The 21,508-nt window shown below is 65.5% G+C and carries 4 protein-coding genes; all 4 read right to left on the bottom strand.

Annotated features, from left to right (window positions below):
* Positions 1-9: 9 nt before the first annotated feature.
* The 4 genes from JV241A_RS09050 to JV241A_RS09035 are packed head-to-tail and all read right to left on the bottom strand — an operon-like array spanning position 10 to position 21,355.
* The gene (locus JV241A_RS09050; RefSeq protein WP_240047844.1) at positions 10-7,887 is read right to left on the bottom strand and encodes a non-ribosomal peptide synthetase; all 7,878 of its coding nucleotides are present in this window, start codon (positions 7,885-7,887) and stop codon (positions 10-12) included.
* Positions 7,884-10,946: an amino acid adenylation domain-containing protein gene (locus tag JV241A_RS09045; RefSeq protein ID WP_134062041.1), complete on the bottom strand. Its 3,063-nt coding sequence runs from the start codon at positions 10,944-10,946 to the stop codon at positions 7,884-7,886. The genes JV241A_RS09050 and JV241A_RS09045 overlap by 4 nt, the downstream gene beginning before the upstream one ends.
* A gap of 10 nt (positions 10,947-10,956) precedes the next feature.
* Positions 10,957-12,015: a TauD/TfdA family dioxygenase gene (locus JV241A_RS09040; protein WP_115086244.1), complete on the bottom strand. Its 1,059-nt coding sequence runs from the start codon at positions 12,013-12,015 to the stop codon at positions 10,957-10,959.
* A 58-nt stretch (positions 12,016-12,073) separates the two neighbouring features.
* Entirely contained in the window at positions 12,074-21,355 is a 9,282-nt protein-coding gene (locus JV241A_RS09035; RefSeq protein ID WP_134062039.1) for a non-ribosomal peptide synthetase, read from the bottom strand.
* Positions 21,356-21,508 lie beyond the last annotated feature (153 nt).

The following is a 21,508-nucleotide window of genomic DNA, read 5'->3' as shown; positions in this document are numbered from 1 at the left end:
AAAACTCCTTTAGGAAATCAGCTTTTCAAGCTCTGCGCTTGATAAACGTTTGAGAGCCTCCAAAGATTTAGCCAATTCGTCTTCAAGGGGTTTTGCCTCGTTTCGCAGCCCGCGCGCCTGGCTGCAGAACGCTGCCAGGTCGCTGGCCAGGAACAGATTTTCCAGGGGCACCTCCAGCCCCATCTGCCCGCGCAGACGAACAATGACCTGGGTCGCCAGCAACGAATGCCCACCCAACTCGAAGAAGTTGTCCGCCAGCCCGACCTGTTCGACGTGCAGAACCTGTTGCCAGATCAGCGCCACCTGTTGCTCGAACTCATCGCGAGGTGCCTGGTAGGCCGCAACGGCCTGGTTCAGGTCCGGCAGCGGCAGCGACTGCCGGTCAAGCTTGCCGTTGGGGCTGAGCGGCAGGCGCTCGAGCATGACCCAGTGGGCCGGCACCATATAGGCAGGCAGCGCTGCGGCGACCCAGGCCTTGCAGGCATCGAGCGCAAGCCGGGCTTGCCCGCCAGCTGGCACAAGGTAGGCCACCAGTTGCGCGCCGGTTGCCCCCTGATGCACCTGCACCAGCGCCTCGCCTACCTGCGGGTGCTCAAGCAGGCGGGCTTCGATTTCACCGGGCTCGATCCGATAACCCCGCACCTTGACCTGTTGGTCGAGCCGGCCAAGGTAACCCAGCACCTGGTCCGCGCCTGCCCAGACCAGGTCACCGGTGCGGTACTGGCGCGCCCCCGGCCCGGCAAAGGGATCGGGGATGAAGCGCTCGGCCGTCAAGCCCGGGCGCCCATAGTACCCACGGGCAAGCAACTCGCCGCCGATACTCAGCTCGGCGGCGACTGCGGCCGCCGCCGGTTGTCCCTGGCTGTCGAGCAGGTACAGCCTGCGCCCGGCCAGGGGCCGGCCGATAGGCAGCACACTCGGTACCGTCTGCTGCGGGTCGAGGTAGACACTGCAGTCATGCGCGCTGGCGGTCACCGTCGCCTCGGTGGGGCCATAGGCATTGAGCAGTTTTACCGGCATGGCGAGGGCCTGGCGCCAATCGGCCACGGCGGCGGCCGACATGGCCTCGCCACCGCAGATCATCAGGCGCAGCGCGGCCATGTCCTGCGGCCCGCCGTGGGCCAGATCACGGGCAATGGTCGCCCAATAGGCGGTGCTCAGGTTGGCCACGGTAATCCCCTGGCTACGGACCTCCTGGAGCCAGCGCTCACTGCTCCACAGCTGGTCGCCGCGCATGATCACCGTCGCGCCGACCGTGAGGCTGGCAAACAGCTGCTCAACGAACGGGTCGAAGTTGAACGTGGCGAACTGCAGCACCCGGTCCCGGGCACTGAGCTGCAACATCTCGATTGCCGCTTGCGTGTGGCGGGCCAGCGCCGCATGACTTACCGCCACACCCTTGGGCCTGCCGGTCGAACCGGAAGTGAAGATCACGTAGGCCAGGTTATCGGCCAACAGCGGTGTCTGCGGATCATCGCTGGCAAAGCCTTGCAGATCGTCATCTAGACTCAACACCTGCAAACCGGCCAGCGCCGGCAGGCGTTGCAGCAAGGCATTGCGGGTCAGCAGCAAGCGGGCGCCGCTGTCGGCGACCATGGCACTCAGGCGCTCCACCGGGTACTCGGGGTCCAGCGGCACATAGGCCGCCCCGGACTTGAGCACCGCCAGCACCGCAACCACCAGGTCGCTGCAACGCTCGATGGCGATCCCCACCAGGGTTTCCGGCCCGGCGCCTTCGCCGCGCAATCGGTGGGCGAGCTGGTTGGCCCGGGTATTGAGCTCGCCATAGCGCAAGTGCTGGCCTTCACAAATCAGCGCAATGGCCTCGGGAGTGCGCGCGGCATTGGCGGCGAAGGCCTCATGTACCAGCGGGCCAAGGGCGCCGTCCTCGAGCAGGCGCTGCTGCAGATGCTCGGCGTCCAGCAGCGACAACCGTCCAAGGGCTTGGCCGGGATCCTGGGCAAGCCCCATGAGCAGGGTGTGCAAATGACCGGCCAGGCCCGCTACGGCGGACGCAGAAAGCGCGGCACGGTCGTAGCTGAACTGGAACTGCAAGGTGTCGCCCAGCCCTGCAGCCAGGGTCAACGGGTAGTTGGTACGCTCGTGTTGGTGCACCCCGTCAAATTGCAGGGCCTGGTCACCCGCCTGCTGCAAGGCCTCGGCGATCGGGAAGTTCTCGAACACCAGAATATGGTCGAACAAGGCCTCGCCACCGCGCCCGGCCCAGCGCTGAATTTCGTACAGCGGTGTGTGCTCATATTCGCGCAAGGCCAGGTTGAGCGCTTGCAGCTGTTGCAGCCACGCACCTACCGGTTGTTGCGGGTCCGGGCTGACGATCACCGGCAAGGTGTTGATGAACAGCCCCACCTGTTGCTCGATACCGGGCAATTGCGCCGGACGCCCCGATACCGTGGCACCAAAGCACACGCTGTCCTGCCCTGTGTAGCGTTGCAGCAACAAGGCCCAGGCAGCCTGCACGAGGGTATTCAACGTCAGTCTCTGGCTACGGGCAAAGCCCTTCAACCGCTCGCTGTCGTCGGCGCTCAGGCAACTGTCGAAGTGACCGATGCCCGAGGCTTGCTCGGGCTTGCTGACAATCGCATCGAGCAACCGCGTGGGCGCTTGCAGGCCAGCCAGCTGCGTCTCCCAGAACGCCTGCGCGGCTGCCGGATCCTGCTCCTGCAGCCAGCCGATGTACTCGCGAATCGAGCGCGCCGGGCGCCCCGGGTCCTGGCCCTGATAGCGCTGCATCACCTCCCCCATCAGGCGCGAGCTGCTCCAGCCGTCCATGAGGATGTGGTGGTGGGTGTAGATCAACTGGTAGGACGATTGCGCGCATCGCACCAGTGCCACGCGCATCAGCGGTGCCTGGGCCAGCTCAAAAGCGCGGGCCCGCTCGCTTGCTGCCAGTTCCTGCAAGGCGGCCTGCAAGTCAGGGCGGCTGCGCCAGTCCAGCAGCTGGAATTCCAGCTCGGCGTGCCGATAGACCGCTTGCAGCGGCTGCGCCTGCTCACCCTGCCAGATGAACCCGGTGCGCAGGATATCGTGCGCATCGACCGTGGCTTGCCAGGCGTGATGCAGGCGCTCGGGGTCCAGGCCGCGCACGGTACAGTCGAGCTGGTTGATGTAAGCCCCGGTCTCGGTCTGGTAGAGCGAGTGGAACAGCATGCCCTGTTGCATCGGCGACAGCGGGTAGAGGTCCGCCAGCAGATGGCTGGCCACCGGCAAGGCGTCCAGCGCGGCCTGGTCAAGCCCGGCCAGCGGCGCATCCGAGGGCGTCAGGCCACCCTGCCCGGGCGCCAGGCAATGGCCGACCAGGGCATTCAACTCGGCACCATAGTCATCGGCCAGGCGCTGGATCTGCGCCGGCTCGAACATCGCGTCGCTAAAGGTCCAGTCCAGGCTCAAGCGTCCCTGGTAGACCTGGCCGCTGACCGTCAGCCAGTTGCCCAGCGGCGCCTCCGGGCTGCGTTCGTCCCCCTTGGACTCGGTGGCGGGCAGCAACAACGCCTGGGCATTGAAGGCCCCGTCGACCTGGCCCAGGTAGTTGAAGGTGATACGCGGCGTCGGCAACCCCTGCAAGCGCTCACGGGCAGCTTGCGGGCCGAGGTATTTGAGCGCCCCGAAGCCGATACCACGCTGTGGCACTGCGCGCAGTTGCTCCTTGATCTGCTTGATCGAGTCGGCCAGCGTCGACGCAGGGGCCAGGCGCAGCGGAAACAGGCTGGTGAACCAGCCCACCGTGCGCGAAAGGTCAACATCGTCGAACAGCTCCTCACGGCCATGGCCTTCAAGCTGGACGTTGATCGCCGCCTGGCCGGTCCAGCGGCACAGCACCCGGCTCAGGGCCGTCAGCAGCAGGTCATTGATCTGCGTGCGGTAAGCGGCATTGGCCTGCTGCAACAACCGGCTAGTGGTTTCAGCGTCCAGGCGGGTGACGCAAACCTGTTTGCTGGCGCTGCTGGCCGCCTGTGCGAAACGCATGCCTGGCAGCGAAGCGGGAACATCTGCCAACTGCGCCTGCCAGTAATCCAGGCGCGCCTGCTGGGCAGGCGCATGCGCCCATTGCGCCAGGCGCTGCGCCCACTCGCGCAGCGAACTGGTGCGCGGCGGCAATTGCAGCGGCTGCCCGGCCAGGCATTGGCCGTAGGCACTTTGCAAATCTTCCAGCAGAATTCGCCAGGACACGCCGTCGACCACCAGATGATGGGCCGCCAGCAGCAGACGCTGGCTGCCGTCTTCAAGGTTCACCAGCAAGGCGCGCAGCAAGCTGTCGCCGTCCAGGCGCAGGCTTCGCTGCGCCTGGTTGACCAGGCTATCGAGGTCGGCGGCGCTCACCTGATGCCGCTGCCACAGTAGTTCGGCCACCGGCGCCGGCGCCTGCAGGTGGCAGTGCCAGCCAGCGGCGCCAGGCTCGAAGCGGGCACGCAGGGCATCATGCTGATCCAGCAGGGCCTGCAAGGCTTGCTCCAGCACCGGCCCCTGCAGCGCCACCTGCGGGCGCAGCAGAATCGACTGGTTCCAGTGCTGGCGCTGGGGAATGTCGGTGGCGAAAAAGCCCTGCTGGATCGGCAACAGCTGACATACGCCTTGCTCGGCCCCGCGCTCGACCACCTGCCGGGCAGCGCCCTGGGTCGCCTGGGCGGCCAGGCTGCGCACGGTCTGGTGCTGGAAGATATCCCGGGCGCTGAAATGGATGCCGGCGCTACGGGCACGGCTGACCAGTTGAATGGAAACGATGGAGTCGCCACCCAGCTCGAAGAAGTTATCGTTCAGCCCCACCTGCGGGCAGCGCAACACCTCTTGCCACACACTCGCCAAACGCAGTTCCAGGGCCGTCCCGACGCCTTGGCTGGAGGCCACCGACACAGGTGTGACAGGCGCGGGCAAAGCCTTGCGATCAAGCTTGCCGTTGGCGGTCAGCGGCAGGCGTTCGAGGACCACCCAGCGGCTGGGCAGCATATAGGCCGGCAGGCGTTCGCGCAGTGCATCAGCCACTTGTGCACTCAACTCGGCAGGCGCTGCAGCGGGGTCGACGGGCACCAGATAAGCCAGCAAGTGCTGTTGCTCGCCTTCCTGCCAGGCCATCACCAGGGCCTCGGCCAGCGCCGGATGACGCCGTAGGCACGCCTCGATCTCGCCGGTTTCGATCCGGTAGCCTCGAATCTTCAACTGCTGGTCAGCCCGACCGATAAACACCAGCTGGCCATCGCCGCCACGACGCACCAGATCACCGCTGCGGTACATCCTGGCACCGGGCTGGACGGCGAATGGGTCCGGCACGAAACGCTCGGCGGTCAGCCCGGGCTGTTCATGATAACCGCGGGCAATACCCGCGCCGCCCAGGTACAACTCGCCCGGGCAAGTGCTGGCCATCAATTGCAACCCGGCATCGAGCACCAGCGCCTGACGGTTTTGCAGCGCACGGCCAAGGTGGATGGCCGTGTCACCCTCAAGCTCACCGGCCAGCGCACCGACGGTACATTCGGTCGGGCCATAGTGGTTGAACACCCGGCAATCCGGTGCCAGGCGCTTGATACGCTCGAGCAACCCGGGTGTCGGCGACTCGCCGCCGAGGATCAGGCAACGCTGGGGAATGACCGCCTGGTTGTCCTGGCCCAGCAGCGCGGCAAAATGCGAAGGCACCACTTTCAGGGCATCGATGCGCTGCTGCTGCAGGTACTGGCCAAAGCCGTGGCCATCGAGTGCCAGGTCACTGTCGATCAGGTGCAGGGTCCGCCCCTGGCACAAGGCCCCGAACACCACGGTATGGCCGAGGTCGGCTGCCAGGGTCGAGACCAGGGCCAGCCGCTGCACGTCAGCCAGCGGCAGGCGCGCTTCCAGGCCCTGCAGGTAATGCAGCAGCGCCCCATGACTGACCATCACCCCTTTGGGCTGGCCAGTGGAACCGGAGGTGTGAATCACATAGGCCAGTGCCTCAAGCTCGCTCCGGCATTGCGGGTCGTGCTGCGCCGGGGCATAGGCCTGCGCATCATCAAGGGCCAGGGTCGCCAGTTGCGCGCACGGCGCCAGCGCTTGCAGCGCGCCGGCGCGCCCGAGTACCAGGCTACAGCGACTGGCCTCGACCATCTGCTGCAGGCGCCGTGGTGCCAGCTGGGGATCGAGCGGCACATAGGCCGCCCCACTCTTGAGCGTTGCCAGCAGCGCGACCAGCGATTCCAGCGAGCGCTCGGCAAGTATCGCGACCTTGTCCTGCGCACCGACTCCCAGGGCAATCATGCGGTGCGCCAGTTGGTTGGCGCGGGTGTTGAGCGCGGCGTAGCTCAGTTGTCGTTCGCCCTCCACCAGCGCCAGGCGCTCGGGATGCAACCTGGCCTGTTGCTCGATCTGCCCGTGCACACTGCCCTGCAGCGTCAGCGCTTGGGCTGGCGCCGCACTGGCCAATAGCGCCTGCTGTTGCTGCGGCGCGAGCAGTGCCAGTTCACCCAATGGCCGCTGCGGTTCGGCCAGCGCTGCACGCAACAGGTTAAGCCAGTGCCCGGCCATCTGTTCGATGGTTGCGGCGTCGAACACATCCTCGGCGTAGACCAGCGATGCCTGCAGCTGGCTACCCAGCTCATGGGTGTTGAAGGTCAGGTCGAAACGGGCCGATTCGCTGCCGCTGTCCAGTGCCTGCAGGCGCAAGCCCGGCAGGTTCCGCTCGGTTGCTGGCGCAGCACTGGCCTGGTGATTGAACAACACCTGAAACAGCGGCGTCTGGTTAAGGCTGCGATCAGGCTGCAGGGCATCGACCAGTTGCTCGAACGGCAGGTCCTGATTGGCCTGGGCCTCCTGCACCCGTTCCCGGACCTGGGCAAGCAGTTGCTCGAAGCTCATCCACGGTTCAATCTCGGCCTGCAACACCTGGGTGTTAACGAAGAAACCGATCAGGTGCTGGACCTCGGCACGGCCGCGGTTTGCCACCGGGGTGCCGACCCGCACCGTGCCTGCGGCGCTGTAGCGATGCAACAAAGCCTGGATGCCGGCCAGCAGCACCATGAACAGGGTCGCCCCCTGGCCACTGGCGAAGCGCCGCAAGTCCTGCCCCAGGCCCGGCTCCAGCGCCAGCGTGTGGCGGGCGCCGCGCTGCTCGCGCAGCATCGGCCGCGGGCGATCCAACGGCAACGCCAACGACACCGGTTCGCTGCCCAGCCGTGCCTGCCAGTAGGCCAGTTGCCGATCGGCTTCCCCGGCCTGCAACCACAGACGCTGCCACTTGGCATAGTCGGCATAGTGCACGCTCAAGGCCGCGGGTTGCGCGCCCGCCTGGCCCTGACTGATACGCGCATAGTGACCGCTTACTTCATCGACCAGAATCGGCATCGACCAGGCATCGGTAACGATATGGTGCGTACAGAACACCAGCACATGCTCGTCCTGCCCCAGACGAATCAGCGTGGCACGCAGCAACAGATCGGTTGCCAGGTCAAAGGGCTGCGCAATCAAGGCGGCCAGTTCGGTCTGCAGAGCCGACTCATCCAGGCCGCTGCGATCCAGCACCTGCAAGCTCAACGAGCGGTCAGCGTGACAGCGCTGCACGACCCTGTCGTCGATCAGTTCGAAGTTGGTGCGCAAGGCTTCATGGCGGTTGATCAGCGCCTGCAGGCTAGCGCCCAGCGCCGCGCAGTCCAGTGCGCCTTGCAGGCGCAACACGGCCGGTTGATTGTAGGCACTCGATTGCGCATCAAGTTGCCAGAGAAACCACAGCCGTTGCTGGGCATAGGAGGCCTGGATGAGTTCGTCGGCCTGCTGGCGCGGCGGGATCGGCAGCATCTCCAGCGACAACCCCTGCTCGATCATTCGCGCCTGCAGTGCTTTCTGCTCCAACGGCCCCAGCGCGGCAAAGCGCTTGGCCAGGGTGAGCATGCGTTCGTTCAGCTGGCTCATACCTGCTCCGCCGCGTCGAACAGGGCTTCGAGGGCATCGACCTTGCTTTCACTCAGGCCGGAATCGCGATACTGCGCCACTTGCTCCGCCAGCAAGGCGACGGTCTCACCCTCGAAGAACACCCGCAGCGGCAGGTTAAGGTTCAGGCGCGCCTGGACTTCGGAGCGGATACGCGTCGCCAGCAGCGAATGGCCGCCCAGGGCAAAGAAGTTGTCATGGATACCCACCTGCTCCAGGTGCAGCGCCTCCTGCCAGATTGCTGCCAGGGTTGCTTCCAGCTCATTACGCGGCGCCACGAACTCGTGGCTCTGCGGCTGCAGCGCCGCCAGGGCATTGCGGTCGAGTTTGCCATTGGGGGTCAGCGGGAAACGCTCGAGCACGCGCACGAAGGCCGGCACCATGTACTCGGGCAGTTGTTCGCGCAAGGCATCGAGCAAGGATTGTTCGGTACTCGCTGGGGTCTGCCCGTCTGTGTGCAGCACATAGGCCGCCAATTGCGCCCCGGCAGCGCTTTCGCGCACGACCACCGCCGCTTCGCGGACACCCGGCAACTGCGCCAGGCGCGATTCGATCTCGCCCAGTTCGATACGAAAACCGCGAATCTTCAGCTGGAAATCCAGGCGCCCAAGGTAGTCGATGCAACCATCGACCCCGGCGCTGACCCGATCCCCGGTACGGTACAGGCGCTGCCCGGGCTCCTTGGCAAAGGGATCGGGAACAAAACGGCTGGCGGTCAGCCCCGGACGCTGCAGGTAACCCCGCGCAAGCCCCGGGCCACCGACGTACAACTCACCTTCACAACCGAAGCCGGCCATTTCGCCAGCCTCATCCAGGGCCAGTAGGCGGGCGCCAGCGATCGGTGCGCCGATGGGTACCCGCTCGCCTTGCGGATCCTGTTCCAGGGCATGGGCCGAGCACCACACGGCACTTTCCGACGGCCCGTATTCATTGACCAGCAGAGTTTGCGCCAGGCGCTGGCGGTGACGCACGGCGAGCTCCGGCGGACACGCCTCGCCAGCGACGATCACACAACTCAGCGCCGGCTGTTCCAGGTGTTCGAGGATCTGCGCATAGAACGAGGGCAGCGCGAGGAAGTGGGAAATCTGCTCGCGCTCGATCAGTGCGGCAAGGCGTTGCGGATCCTTGTGTTCCTCTTCGCCAGGCAGGCACAGGGTGCCGCCCTGGGCCAGGCTCCAGAAAATCCCGGCAACCGAACTGTCGAAGGAAAACGACGAAAGCATCAGGAAGCGCAACAGCGGCTGGCGATAGAACAGGCCGCGGGCGCGGGTCGAGGCACAGGCATTGGCGTGGCTGATCATCACGCCCTTGGGCTTGCCGGTTGAGCCGGAGGTGTAGATGACGTAAGCCAGGCTCGCCGCAGAATGGCGCTTGCGCAAAGGCAGCAGGTCGCTGGGTGGCAAGGCATCCAGCTGCAAGCGCTGGACCCCGGGCGCCACCTCGATATCGTCGGCCAGCGGCTGCAGACTGATCAGGCACTGTGCCCGGGCATCATGCAGCATGAACGACAGGCGCTCGGCCGGATAGCCAGGATCCAGCGGCAGGTAGGCGCCACCCGCCTTGAGAATACCCAGCAAGGCCACGACGATTTCCACCGAGCGCGAACCATACACCGCCACCACGCTGTCGCCACCCACACCGCATGCCTGCAGGGCGCGCGCCAGTTCATCCGCCCGGCGGTCCAGTTCGGCATAGCTCAGGCGCTGATCGCCAATCTGCAAGGCGATGCGTTGCGGATGCAAGGCCGCCATCTGCTCGAACAGACCATGCAGGGCATCATCGGCGGCAGCCGGCAGCGCCAGGCTGCGGTCAAAACGCGCCAGCAAGGCTGCGGCCTGCTCGACATCGACAGTGTTCAGCTGCTCAGGCGCACAGCCAAGATCAGCCGCCGCGTTGAGCGCAAAGGTGTCAAATTGCGCCAGCCAGGCCTGCAATTGAGCAGGCGCGAACCCTTGCCCAGGCGCAGACAGTTGCAGGCAGACGCCATCCGCTTGCGCCCGCGCACTCAGGAAAAGCTTGTCGTTGCGATAGTCATCCAGTTCGACCCGCCACTGTTCAGCCGCTGGCGCCTGGGTGTAGGCGCAGGCAAACACTGGCAGCGCCCCGGCAGCGCTCATGTCCGGTTCATTCAGGCAATCGAGCCAGGATCGGCCCTCGGCCAGTTGCACGGCGAACGCTGCCAGCTGCTCGCGCAACGCCAGGCCAGGCTGCAGGTTGAATGCCTGCGGCAGGCGTCGGGCAAAATGGCCAAGCGTGTGCTGCAGCTGGTCATTGCGTCCGTCGACCTCCAGCGCTACCAGCAGCGGCTGTTGCCGGGTCAGCACGCTGAGGAAACTGCCCCAGAGAAACAGCAGCGCCTCTGGCGGTGCAAGCCCGGCCTCGGCCTGCATTACGGCCAATGCCGAGTTCAGGCCAGGGCTCAAGCGTTGACACTGGTTGCGCTCCCCTGCGCCCTGTTCGATCGCTTCGAAGGGCAAGCGCCGCCCAGGGGCCTGTGCTGCTGCCAGGCCACGCCAGTAGGCTTTGCCCTGGCGAGCGAACGCCTCTTCATCAAGATCGGCCTGCCAGGCGGCGTAGTCGGCATACTGCAAGGCCTCGAAGGGCGCCAGGGTGTCACCCCGGTACAACGCCAGGATCTCTTCTGCCAGTTGCCCGAGCGCTTGCTCGTCGGCGCTGGCCAGGGCCACGCCGACCAGCACCTGCGCGCCGGCCACGCAGGCCACCAGAGGCGCTTGCTCAAGCAACGCATTCAACTGCGCCCGCGCCTGGGCTTCGGTGTGCACGAGGGCAATGCTCACGCGAACCTGCTCGGCGATTTCCTGCACCGGCAGCTTGAGCCCCGCGACCTGGGTGTAACGGGTGCGCAGAATCTCGTGGCGCTGGCCCAGTTCACTCAACACCGCCTCGAGCCGCCCTGGCTCGACCGGCTCGGCAAAATTCAGCCACAGCCGGGCAATGCGCGGTTGTTCACTCTGGGCCTGGAGAATCAGCGCCTGCTGCGCCGAAGTCTGGAAAATCTCTGCTGGGTTCGCGTCTGTCATGGGGTCTTCCTTAGCCGATCGCCACTTCGCTGCTTTTGAGCGGGATGGCCATTGCCGTGAGTATTTTTCGCGGGCCGGCATAACCGTTGCGCGCATGAATAGTGAAAATGTTGTCGAGGATCACCACGTCGCCCTTCTGCCAGGGGAACTCGACCATGACCTCGCGGTAGAGCTGCTGAAGATGGCGCACGTAGTCCTCGGGAATCGGGCTGCCGTCACCAAAGAAGGTGTTTTGCGGCAGGTCGTCGTCGGCGAACTCGGCACGCAGGCTGTCGCGAATGCTCTCGGGTAAGGTCAGGGCGTTGAAGAAGGTCGCGTGGTTGAACCACACCGTTTCGCCGGTACGCGGGTGGCGCACCATCGCCGGGCCTTTTTGCCGGGTGCGCAGGCGATTACCGGGCTTCCATTCGGGGGTGATGCCGATCTTCGCGCAGTAGGCTTCGACCTCGGCGCGATCCTCGGTCTGGAACACCGTCTGCCAGGGCAGGCCCATGCCGTCGCCATAGTTGCGCACGTAGAGCACGCCTTGGCGCTGGAAGGCCTCGCGCACCTGTGGGTCGATACGCGGCAGAATCAGCCGGGTATCGCCAAACGGCGTCTCGCCACCGCTGGCCGATGGCAGGTCGCAGTAGAAGTACAGGTGCAACGGGAATACCGGCGAGTAGGAGTGCTCGTTGTGCGGAAAGATCTTCTCCGCCGAGGGGTAGTCGGTCGAGCTGTAGACATTGTGCTTGCGGCTGATCTGGGTCCGCGGCGAGGCACGGAACAGGTACTCCAGCGCGCCGCCGGAGATCGCATCGACGCACTGGTTGAATTCGCCGATATCCTCTACCGCAAACCCCCGAAACAGGATGGTCGCGTGCTGGTCGAGCTTGCGTTCGATCAGTTCACGGTTCTGACCGGCCCACTCCGCCAGGTTCACCCCGGCCACCCGCGGGGTGCACAGCAGCGGAATGCTGCTGCCTTCGAACAACGGCGAGAAACTCACCAGGCTGTCCTGGTCCATGTTCAGACTCTTTCGCCGCCCCTTGGCCAGCACCGGTATGGCTTGCGGCTCGCACTTGGACATTTCCCTCTCCCCGTTCGGTAAGGCCGGCAAGCCCCTGGGCCCACCGGCGTGACTATGTCTATTGCACTTGCAGGCGGCTGGCCCGACGCCGAATCGGGTGGTGCGCCTGCAGTTGCGCCTGGCGCGCCGCGACGCGTGCCTGCTCGGCTGCCGCACGAATGTTTGCGGCCTCGGCCAGCACCGCTGCCAGGGTGGCCTGTGGCGCACTCAGCAACTGCTGGAAAATCCCTTGCAACTGAGCGAACAGATCGTCCATGTCGGTGGCCGTATACAGGCTGCCATCGCACTTGAACGCGACCCGAATGGCGCTGGCGTCGTTGACGAACTCGGCGATCAGGTCCAGCTCCGTCGCCGCCTGCCCCGCCTCGCAACTCTCTACTCGCAGCCCTTGAGGGTGCGGCATGGCCGCACTGCCCTCCTGGTAGATGAACTTGATTGCAAACAGCGGCGAGCGCCCCGCCTGGCGCGGTAAGCGCAAGGCCTCGACCAGACGATCGAATGGCAGGTCCTGATGGTCCGAAGCCTCGATCACCGTGGTCCGGCAACGGCTCAGCCATTGCTCGACCGTGGCTTGTTCGTTCACCTCTAGTTGCAGTACCAGTTGGTTAACGAAGAAGCCGACCATTTCTTCAATGCCGGCATGGTTGCGGTTGGCGATATCGGTACCCAGGCGCACGCGCTGGCTGTCGCTGCGCTGGGCCACGGCCAGGGCAAAGCCCGACAGCAGGAGCATGTACAGGGTCAACCCCCGGTCCTTGGCATGGGCGCGCAAGGCTTCGCTCATGGATGCGCTGAAAGCGAACCCGTGAACCTGGCAGCCGCCCTCGCCGGTGATTGCCAAGGGCAGCTGCGAGCCCGGCAAGCGGGTCAGCGCATGCTGGTCACCGAGGGTGCTGCGCCAGTAGGCGAGCTGTCGCTGCATTTCGCCAGCAGCCAGCCACTGACGCTGCCAGACGGCAAAGTCCACGTAGCCCAGTTCAACCGCCGGCAGCGGCGCGGCCTGGTGTTGCGCGAAAGCGTCATAGAGGGTGACAAACTCACGCAGCAGGATGGCGAAGGACCAGTGGTCGGCGACGATATGGTGCAAAGTCACCAGCAGGTAATGCTGCTCGGACGCCACCTGCACCAGCGCTACCCGCAGCAATGGCCCCTTGACCAGGTCGAACGGCGCGTTGGCTTCGCGCTCCAGCACCTGCTCCAGCCTGGCCTGGCGTTGCTCGGCGCACAGCTCGCGCAGGTCGATCCGCTGCAGCGCCAGCGGCATGCTCGCGTGTTGCAACTGCCAGCTGTCCCCGCCTTCCTGCAGGTAAGTGGTGCGCAGCACCGCATGGCGTTGAATCAGCCCCTGGAACGCCTGTTCGATAGCGCCGACATCGAGCACGCCGTCGAGCCTGAGGGCGCGAGGAATGTTGTACATCGAGCTTTCCGGCGCCAGCTGCCAAAGGAACCAGAGCCGCTGCTGGGCATAGGACAACGGCTGAAGCGGCTGCTGTGGCGCTCGCTGCAACGGCGGGGCAACGCCCACTGGCTGCTGGTCGAGGCTTTGCAGGGCCTGGGCAAAAGCGCCCAGGTCGGCAGCTTCGAACAGTAGCCGCAACGGAACATCCAGCCCCAGGGCATGACGCACCCGGCTGATGACCTGGGTGGCCAGCAACGAATGGCCGCCGAGGTCGAAGAAGTTGTCGCGCAAGCCGACCCGGGCAACCTCCAGCACGTCAGTCCAGTACTGCGCCAGCTGGCGCTCCAGGGCCGTGACCGGCGGCACATGATGGTGCTGCAGCAAACTGGCATCCGGCGCCGGCAAGGCCTTGCGATCCACCTTGCCGTTGGGCGTCAGCGGCAGTCGCTCGAGAATCTGCCAGTGCGCCGGCAGCATGTAATCGGGCAACCCCTGGCTCAGCGCCTGACGCAAATGGTCGCGCAAGGCCATGCGTGTGGCGACGTCTTCAGCGGCCAGTGGCTGCTCCGGCACCACGTAGGCCACCAGTTGCTGCCCGCTCGCGGCCGGCACGGCCAGCACCACCGCCTGGGCGACTTGCGCCTGTTCCAGCAGCCGCGCCTCGATCTCGCCGATCTCGACGCGAAAGCCGCGAATCTTCACTTGATGATCGATCCGCCCGATGTACTCCAGCGCACCGTCGTCCAGGTAGCGCACCAGATCGCCGCTGCGATACAGGCGGGCCCCGGGCGAGGCGGCAAAGGGGTCAGGTACGAAACGCTCGGCGGTCAACGCCGGCCGACCGTGATAACCGCGGGCCAGGCAGGTGCCGCCGATATACAACTCACCCACCGCCGCGCGCGGCTGCAGGCTCAGATCCTCGGCCAGCACGTAGGCACTGCGCTGGGCAACCGGGCGACCGATCGGTGCGTAAACCGAATCGATGCCGGTGTGCGTGTCGGCTTCCCACAGAAACGGCGTGATCACGGTTTCGGTCGGGCCGTAGCCGTTGACGATGTACTGGGGTTGCAACACCGCCTGAATCTGCTCGAAGCCCTCTTTCGGGAACGCCTCGCCGGCAACGTTGAACGAACGCACTTTCACCCGACGCTCAGAGGTTGCGGCCCAGGCAGCCAGCTGGCAGGCATACTGGGTCGGGAAATAGACGATGCTGGCCTGCTCGGTCTCGATCACCTGCAGCGCCTCTTCGGCGCTCCAGAGCCCCTCGCCGCGCAAGATACAGCGGGCACCACTGACCAGCGGCAACAGCCACTGCTCGGTGCCCCAGTCGAAATTCAGCGAAGCGAAATGCAGGAACCGGTCATCCGGCGAAACCCGGTAGCAGTCCTGCATGGTGCGAATATGGGTGAGCAAGGCCCCCTGCTCCAGGGCCACGCCCTTGGGCTGACCGGTCGAGCCGGAGGTGTAGATCAGGCACGCCAGGTTGTGCGCCGACAGTTCGACCTGCGGGTTGCTGTCATCAGCGGCCAGCTCCAGGCTGGCGTAGTCCAGCACCCGGACGTTGTCGGTGCCGACCAGCCCGGCACACTGCGCCTCGGCCAGGATCAGCCTGACACCGCTATCGGCGATCATGTAGGCCAGGCGCTCGGCAGGGTACTCAGGGTCCAGCGGCACATAGGCGCCACCGGCCTTGAGAATCGCCAGCAAGCCGACGATCAGCGCCTCGCTGCGGTGCATGCAGATCCCCACCAGCACATCCGGGCCAACGCCGTCGCTGATCAGCCGCCGGGCCAGGCGGTTGGCCCGGGCGTTGAGCGCCTGGTAGCTCAATTGCCGTTCCCCGACCACCAGCGCCACAGCCTGCGGCCGGGAGTGGGCCTGGGCCGCAATCATCTGCGCCAGCCCGAGCGGCGGCTCGGCAACAACCCGGGCTTGCGGCCAGGCCAGCAGCGCCTGACGCTCGGCGGCCGTCACCAGGTCGAAATCAGCCAGCACCCGGTCACCACCCTCAATGAACTGTTCGAGCAGGCCGTGCAACTGGGCCGCCAGCCCGTCAATGGCCGGGGCAGCAAACGCCGCCTGCTGATAGCTGTAGTGCAGGTCCAGGGTCTGGCCCAGGGTCACGGCGATGGTCAAGGGATAGTTGGTGCGTTCAAGGTTACTGACAGCACCGAACTGCACACCCAGCCCTTGCCCTTCGGCCAGGGCAGCGTCCAGCGGGTAGTTCTCGAACACCAGCAAGGTATCGAACAGCGCATCGCTGCCCTGCCCCGACCAGCGCTGGATATCGAACAACGGCGTGTGCTCGTGCTCGCGCAGGGCCAGGTTGGTCTGCTGTACCTCCTGCAACCAGCAACTGAGGGTGTGCCCGGACTGCGGCCGGGCAATCACCGGCAGGGTGTTGATGAACAGGCCAATCTGTTGCTCGATGCCGCGAATCTGCATCGGCCGCCCAGCCACGGTAGCCCCGAAGGCCACCGTGTCCTGCCCGGTGTAGCGTTGCAACAGCAGCAACCAGGCCGCCTGCACCAGCGTATTGAGGGTGACTTTCTGCTGACGGGCAAAACCGCTCAGGCGCTCGGTGATCTCGCTGCCCAGGTGCTGATAATGATCGCCATGGGCACAACGCTCGGCGACGGCCGCGGGAGCCCGCAGGGCATTGGCCAGGCGTGTGGGCAGGGCCAGGTTGGCCAATTGCGTACGCCAGAACGCTTCACTGGCCTGCGCATCCTGACGCTGCAGCCACTCGATGTAGTCCCGGTACCGACCCGCTACCACCGGCACCGCCTGGCCGCTGTAGCGCTGGAGGACTTCGCCGAGCAGGCGAGCGTTGCTCCAGCCATCGAGCAACAGGTGATGGCTGGTCTGGATCAGGTGGTAGCGCGCTGCTGCGGTGCGTACCAGGGTCAGGCGCAGCAAGGGCGCCCGGCTGAGCGCGAAGCCATCCAGGCGTTGCTGCTCGGCCAGTTGCCCAAGGGCCTGTTCAAGGTCGTCGCGATCACGCCAGTCCAGTACCTGCCACGGCAGCTCGACCTGCTTGTAGACCATCTGCAGCGGGCGCTCCAGCTCACCTTCCCAGACGAACCCGCTGCGCAGAATATCGTGGGCCTGCACCGCACCTTGCCAGGCAGCGTGCAAGCGCTGTGGGTCAAGGCCATCAACATCGACGCGCATCTGGTTGATGTAATCGCTGCCACCTTGCTCGTACAGGCTGTGGAACAGCATGCCCTGCTGCATCGGTGACAACGGGTAGATGTCTTGCAGTTCGCGACTGCACACCGGCAGACGGTCAAGGGCGCCTTGATCCAGGCGTGCCAGGGCAAAGTCCGAGGCAGTGGCCTGGCCCGGCGCCTGCTGGCAGCAATGGGCAATCAGTTCGCGCAGCTCGTCGCTGAAGGCGTCGACCAGCGCCTGGATGCTGTCGGGGGCGAACATCTGCTGGCTGAAACCCCAGCGCAAGGCCAGCTCGCCGCCGTACACCTGCCCTTCCACGGTCAACCAGTTGGCCAACGGCGCCTGCGGGTCCTGGGCCCGGCCGCCGCTAGCGCTAGCCGGGACGAACAGCGCCTGCTCGTCGAACTGGCGATCGAACTGGCCCAGGTAGTTGAAGGTCACCCTTGGCTTTGGCAGCACAGCCAGGCGCGCAGCCAGCTGCGGCGCCCCCAGGTAGCGCAGCAAGCCATGACCGATGCCCTTGCCGGGGACGCCGCGCAATTGCTCCTTGACGCCCTTGATGGCCTCGCCGATCTCGGTTGCCGGCACCAGGAGCAGCGGATACAGGCTGGTAAACCAGCCGATGCTGCGCGACAGGTCGAGGTCATCGAACACGTCCTCGCGGCCATGCCCTTCAAGCTCGATCAACCCCCCCGGAGCCTTTGTCCAGCGGCTCAGCACCCGCGCCAGAGCCGTCAGCAACAAGTCATTGACCTGGGTGCGGTAGGCCGCTGGCGCCACTTGCAGCAACTGCCGGGTGGTGTCGGCATCGAAGCGGCACTCGATCTTCAGTTCATGGCGGTTTTCCAGGCTGGCCCCAGGGTCGGCGGCAGGCAACTCGGCAACGCTGCTGGCCTGCAGTTGCGATTCCCAGTAATCCACCTCGTCGCCGCGCCGCTGCGCTTCCTGCTCAAGCTGCAACGCCCAGTCCTGGTAGGCGCTGGTGCGAGGTGCCAGGGTGGGCACTTGCCCCTGCTGGACCTGGCGATACAGCGCTTGCAAGTCTTCCAGCAGAATCCGCCACGACACCCCGTCGACCACCAGGTGATGAAGCACCAGCAGCAGTTGCTGGGTCCCGTCAGCAAGGTCCAGCAGCAACACCCGCAGCAATGGGCCGTGCTGCAGATCCAGGCTGCGCTGCGCTTGTTCGCAGCATGCCAGCGCCTGCTGCGCGTCACTGGCCTGGCGTACCCAGAGCACTGCGCCCGGCTGCGCCGCGTACTGTTGCTGCCAACCAGCGGCCTGCGGGGTAAAACGCAAGCGCAAGCTGTCGTGATGGCCCAGCAGGTGGTCCAGCGCCTGTTGCAGGTGCTGCGCATCCACCGGCTCACGCGGGGTCAGGAGCAACGACTGGTTCCAGTGCTGGCGCTGCTCGATCGCCTGGTCGAAGAACCAGCGCTGGATCGGCGTCAGGACGACATCGCCACTGGCCGCCGCCCGCGCCACCACCGCCTGGCCGCGACCGGCCACCTGGGCCAGGCTGCGCACCGTCTGGAACTGGAAAATGTCCTTGGGACTGAGGACCAGACCTACCTGGCGAGCGCGGCTGACGACCTGCATGGAGACGATGGAATCGCCGCCCAGCTCGAAGAAGTTGTCCAGCACACTGACCTGCTCAAGCCCCAGCAGGTCCTGCCAGATCGCCACCAGCGCCTGTTCGTGTTCATCGGCGGCGTCCACGTGCTCGCGCGCCGCCAGGAGCGTATCGGCCGCCGGCAGCGCCTTGCGATCGAGCTTGCCGTTGGGCGTCAGCGGTAGCTGCGCCAGGAATATCAGCGCCGCAGGCACCATGTAGTCCGGCAGGTGCTCGGCCAGTGCGGCCTTGAGCTGTTCGCGCAGGGCGATCTGCCGGGCAGCCTGGGCATCAACGATCGTCGAGTCGACGGGCACCCCGTAGGCGACCAACTGCTGGCCGGCCGGTCCTTCCTGCACCAGCACCGCCACTTCCCGTAGCAACCGGGTGCCCAGCAGGCGGGTTTCGATCTCGCCCAGCTCGATCCGAAAACCGCGGACCTTGACCTGGTGATCGATACGCCCGACATACTGGATTTCACCGCCGTCGCGGTACCGCACCAGGTCGCCGGTGCGGTACAGGCGTTGACCTTCGCCGGCAAACGGATTGGGCAGGAACTTCTCGGCGGTAAGCCCCGGCCGGCCCAGATAGCCGCGCGTGATGCCGGCCCCCGCCAGGTACAGCTCGGCAGCCCGCCCCTGGGCTACCGGTTGCAACTCGGCATCGAGCAGATAACTGGCGGTATGCGGCAACGGGCGCCCGATACTGGCCCGCCCACCGGCCTGGCGACGCGTCCAGGTCGAATAGGTGGTGTCTTCGGACGGCCCGTACAAGTCGTAGACATGCTCCAGGCCCGGGAGTTGATAGAGGCTGTCGACCAGGCTCTGTTTCAGCGGCTCGCCTGCCAGGTTGATAATCCGCACGCCCGGCGGGATCTGTCCGCTGCGCTGCAATGCGCCAATCGCCGACGGCACGGTGTTGATCAGGCGCACCTGATCACGCCCAGGGAGTTCGGGCAACGCCAGGGCATTGCGCGCCAGCACGATGAAGCCACCACCGGCCAGGGTCACGAACAATTCCCAGACTGACAAGTCGAAACAGATCGACGTGGACGCCAGCACCCCCTGAATGTCTTCTGGGCGATAGGCCTGCTGCGACCAATGCACCAAGGCCAGGACATTGCGATGAGTAATCGCAACCCCCTTCGGACGCCCGGTGGAACCGGAGGTATAAATAACATAGGCGAGGTTGCTGGCGCTGCCGCGCAGGCCGGGGGCAGTGGGTGGCCAACTGCTCAGCGCCGACTCTTGAGGTTCGACCAGCATTACCTGTGCACGGGTTTGCAAGGCCAGTTGCTCGACCACTCCGGCATCACTGAGCAGCACCCGCGCACCGCTGTCCTCAAGCATGTACGCCACCCGCTCGGGCGGGTAATCCGGATCCAGCGGCACATAGGCACCGCCGGCCTTGAACACTGCCAGCAACGCCACCAGCAGGTGTGGGCTGCGCGGCAAGGCGATGCCCACTCGCACCTCCGGGCCAACCCCGGCGGCGATCAGGCGATGGGCCAGGCGGTTGGACCAACGCTCGAGCTCAAGGTAGCTGTAACCCTCGTGACCGTGCAGCAACGCCAGCGCATCGGGCTGTGCGGCGGCCTGCTCAGCGATCAGCTGGTGCACACACAGGTCCTGACGGTAGCCTGGGCCGACCGGGTTCCAGTCATGAACCATGCGCTGGAATTCAGCAGGGTCGAGCAGGCTCAGTTGGCCGATGCTTTGCTGGGGCGAGGCGACCATTGCACGCAGCAGGTTCAACCAGTGCCCGGCCATGCGCTGGATCGTTTCCAGCGTGAACAGGTCTTCGGCAAAGGTCAGTGCCGCCTGCAACTGCCCGGCCTTTTCCCAGGTGTCCAGGCTCAGGTCGAACTGAGTGGTGCGCCCCTGCTGTTCGATCAAGCCCAGGCTCAGGCCCGAAGCAGTCTTCACCGAGGTAATGTCGGTGACCACTGGCTGGTGGTTGTACATCACCTGAAACAGCGGGTTATGGCTCAGGCTGCGCTCCAGCTTGAGCGCTTCCACCAGGCGCTCGAACGGCAGCTCCTGATGTGCCTGCGCCCCTAGCGCGGCCTCGCGCACCCTGGCCAGCAGTTCGCTCACGCACGTCTGGCTGTCGACCTGGCAACGCAATACCTGGGTGTTGACGAAAAAGCCGATCAGGCCCTCGACCTCATTGCGATTGCGGTTGGCAATCGGCACGCCGACGCGCAGGTCGGTCTGCCCGCTGTAGCGATGCAACAGGCATTGGAATCCGGCCAACAGGACCATGAACAAGGTCGATTGATGGGCCTGGGCCAAACCCCGCAGTTGCTCGGCCAGCGCCGTATCGACCGTGAAGGTGTAGCGCTTGCCACGGTGGCTCGGCAACGCCGGCCGGGGGAAATCACAGGGCAGCTCCAGCACCGGATGCTCGTCGCCCAGCACCGATTGCCAGTACTGCAGTTGGCGCTCCTGTTCTCCGGCTTGCAACCAGCAACGCTGCCACAGCGCGTAGTCGCTGTACTGGATCGGCAGCGCTGGAAGCTCGGGAGCCTGGCCGCGCTCATGGGCGTCGTAACAGCGAACGAACTCATCGATCAGCACGTTCATCGACCAGCCGTCGGAGACAATATGGTGCAAGGTCAACAGCAGTACGTGGCGCTCGGAGTCAAGCTGCAGCACGGCCACCCGCCACAAGGGGCCCTGCTCAAGATCAAAAGGCCGCAGCGCCTGTTGTTGCGCATGTTCACGGACGGCGGCGTCCTGCTGCGCCGGGTGCAGTGCACTGAGGTCGATGCATTCTATCTGCAGCGCTTGCGGCGCCGGCACTTGCAGCAGGCTCCCGTCGTCCTGCCGGGCGAATGCGGTACGCAGGGTTTCGTGCCGCTCACTGAGGCTGATGAACGCTTTTCGCAGGGCCTGTTCATCCAGGCGGCCCTGCAAGCTGACCGCACCCGGCAGGTTGTAGGCGGCGCCTTGCGGCTCCAGTTGCCAGAGAAACCACATGCGCTGCTGCGCATAGGACGGCAGACCGCGCTCGGCTGCCTGAACCTGGGCGGGAATGGGAAAGAGCGCGAAATCGACCCCTTCACGGGCCAGTGCTTGCAGAAAGATCCGGCGCTTTTCCGGCGGCAATTCTAGGAATCGGCTGGCAAGTTTACGGGAGTCTTGTGCATTCATCGGCGTTCATCCATCCAGTGGGGCAGCGAGCCGGGCAGCTCGGTATCCATGGGAAACGGATGGCCAACGGGGAAAATTAACCGTTGTAGCGGGGCGCCACCGGTCGGCTGAAACATTTGCTTTCAACTAACCCTGCGGGTTTTACGATTCTCG

The sequence above is a fragment of the Pseudomonas sp. JV241A genome (assembly GCF_900275665.1).
GTDB classification, from domain to species: Bacteria; Pseudomonadota; Gammaproteobacteria; order Pseudomonadales; family Pseudomonadaceae; genus Aquipseudomonas; species Aquipseudomonas wadenswilerensis.
The sequence above is the reverse complement of the archived record's forward strand: the minus strand, read 5'-3'. Positions and strand labels throughout refer to the sequence as shown.

What these genes read in the sequence shown, in the direction of transcription:
- JV241A_RS09050 (WP_240047844.1), bottom strand. Translation starts at nt 7,887, where the DNA reads ATGAGCCAGCTGAACGAACGCATGCTCACCCTGGCCAAGCGCTTTGCC.
- JV241A_RS09045 (WP_134062041.1), bottom strand. Translation starts at nt 10,946, where the DNA reads ATGACAGACGCGAACCCAGCAGAGATTTTCCAGACTTCGGCGCAGCAG.
- JV241A_RS09040 (WP_115086244.1), bottom strand. Translation starts at nt 12,015, where the DNA reads ATGTCCAAGTGCGAGCCGCAAGCCATACCGGTGCTGGCCAAGGGGCGG.
- JV241A_RS09035 (WP_134062039.1), bottom strand. Translation starts at nt 21,355, where the DNA reads ATGAATGCACAAGACTCCCGTAAACTTGCCAGCCGATTCCTAGAATTG.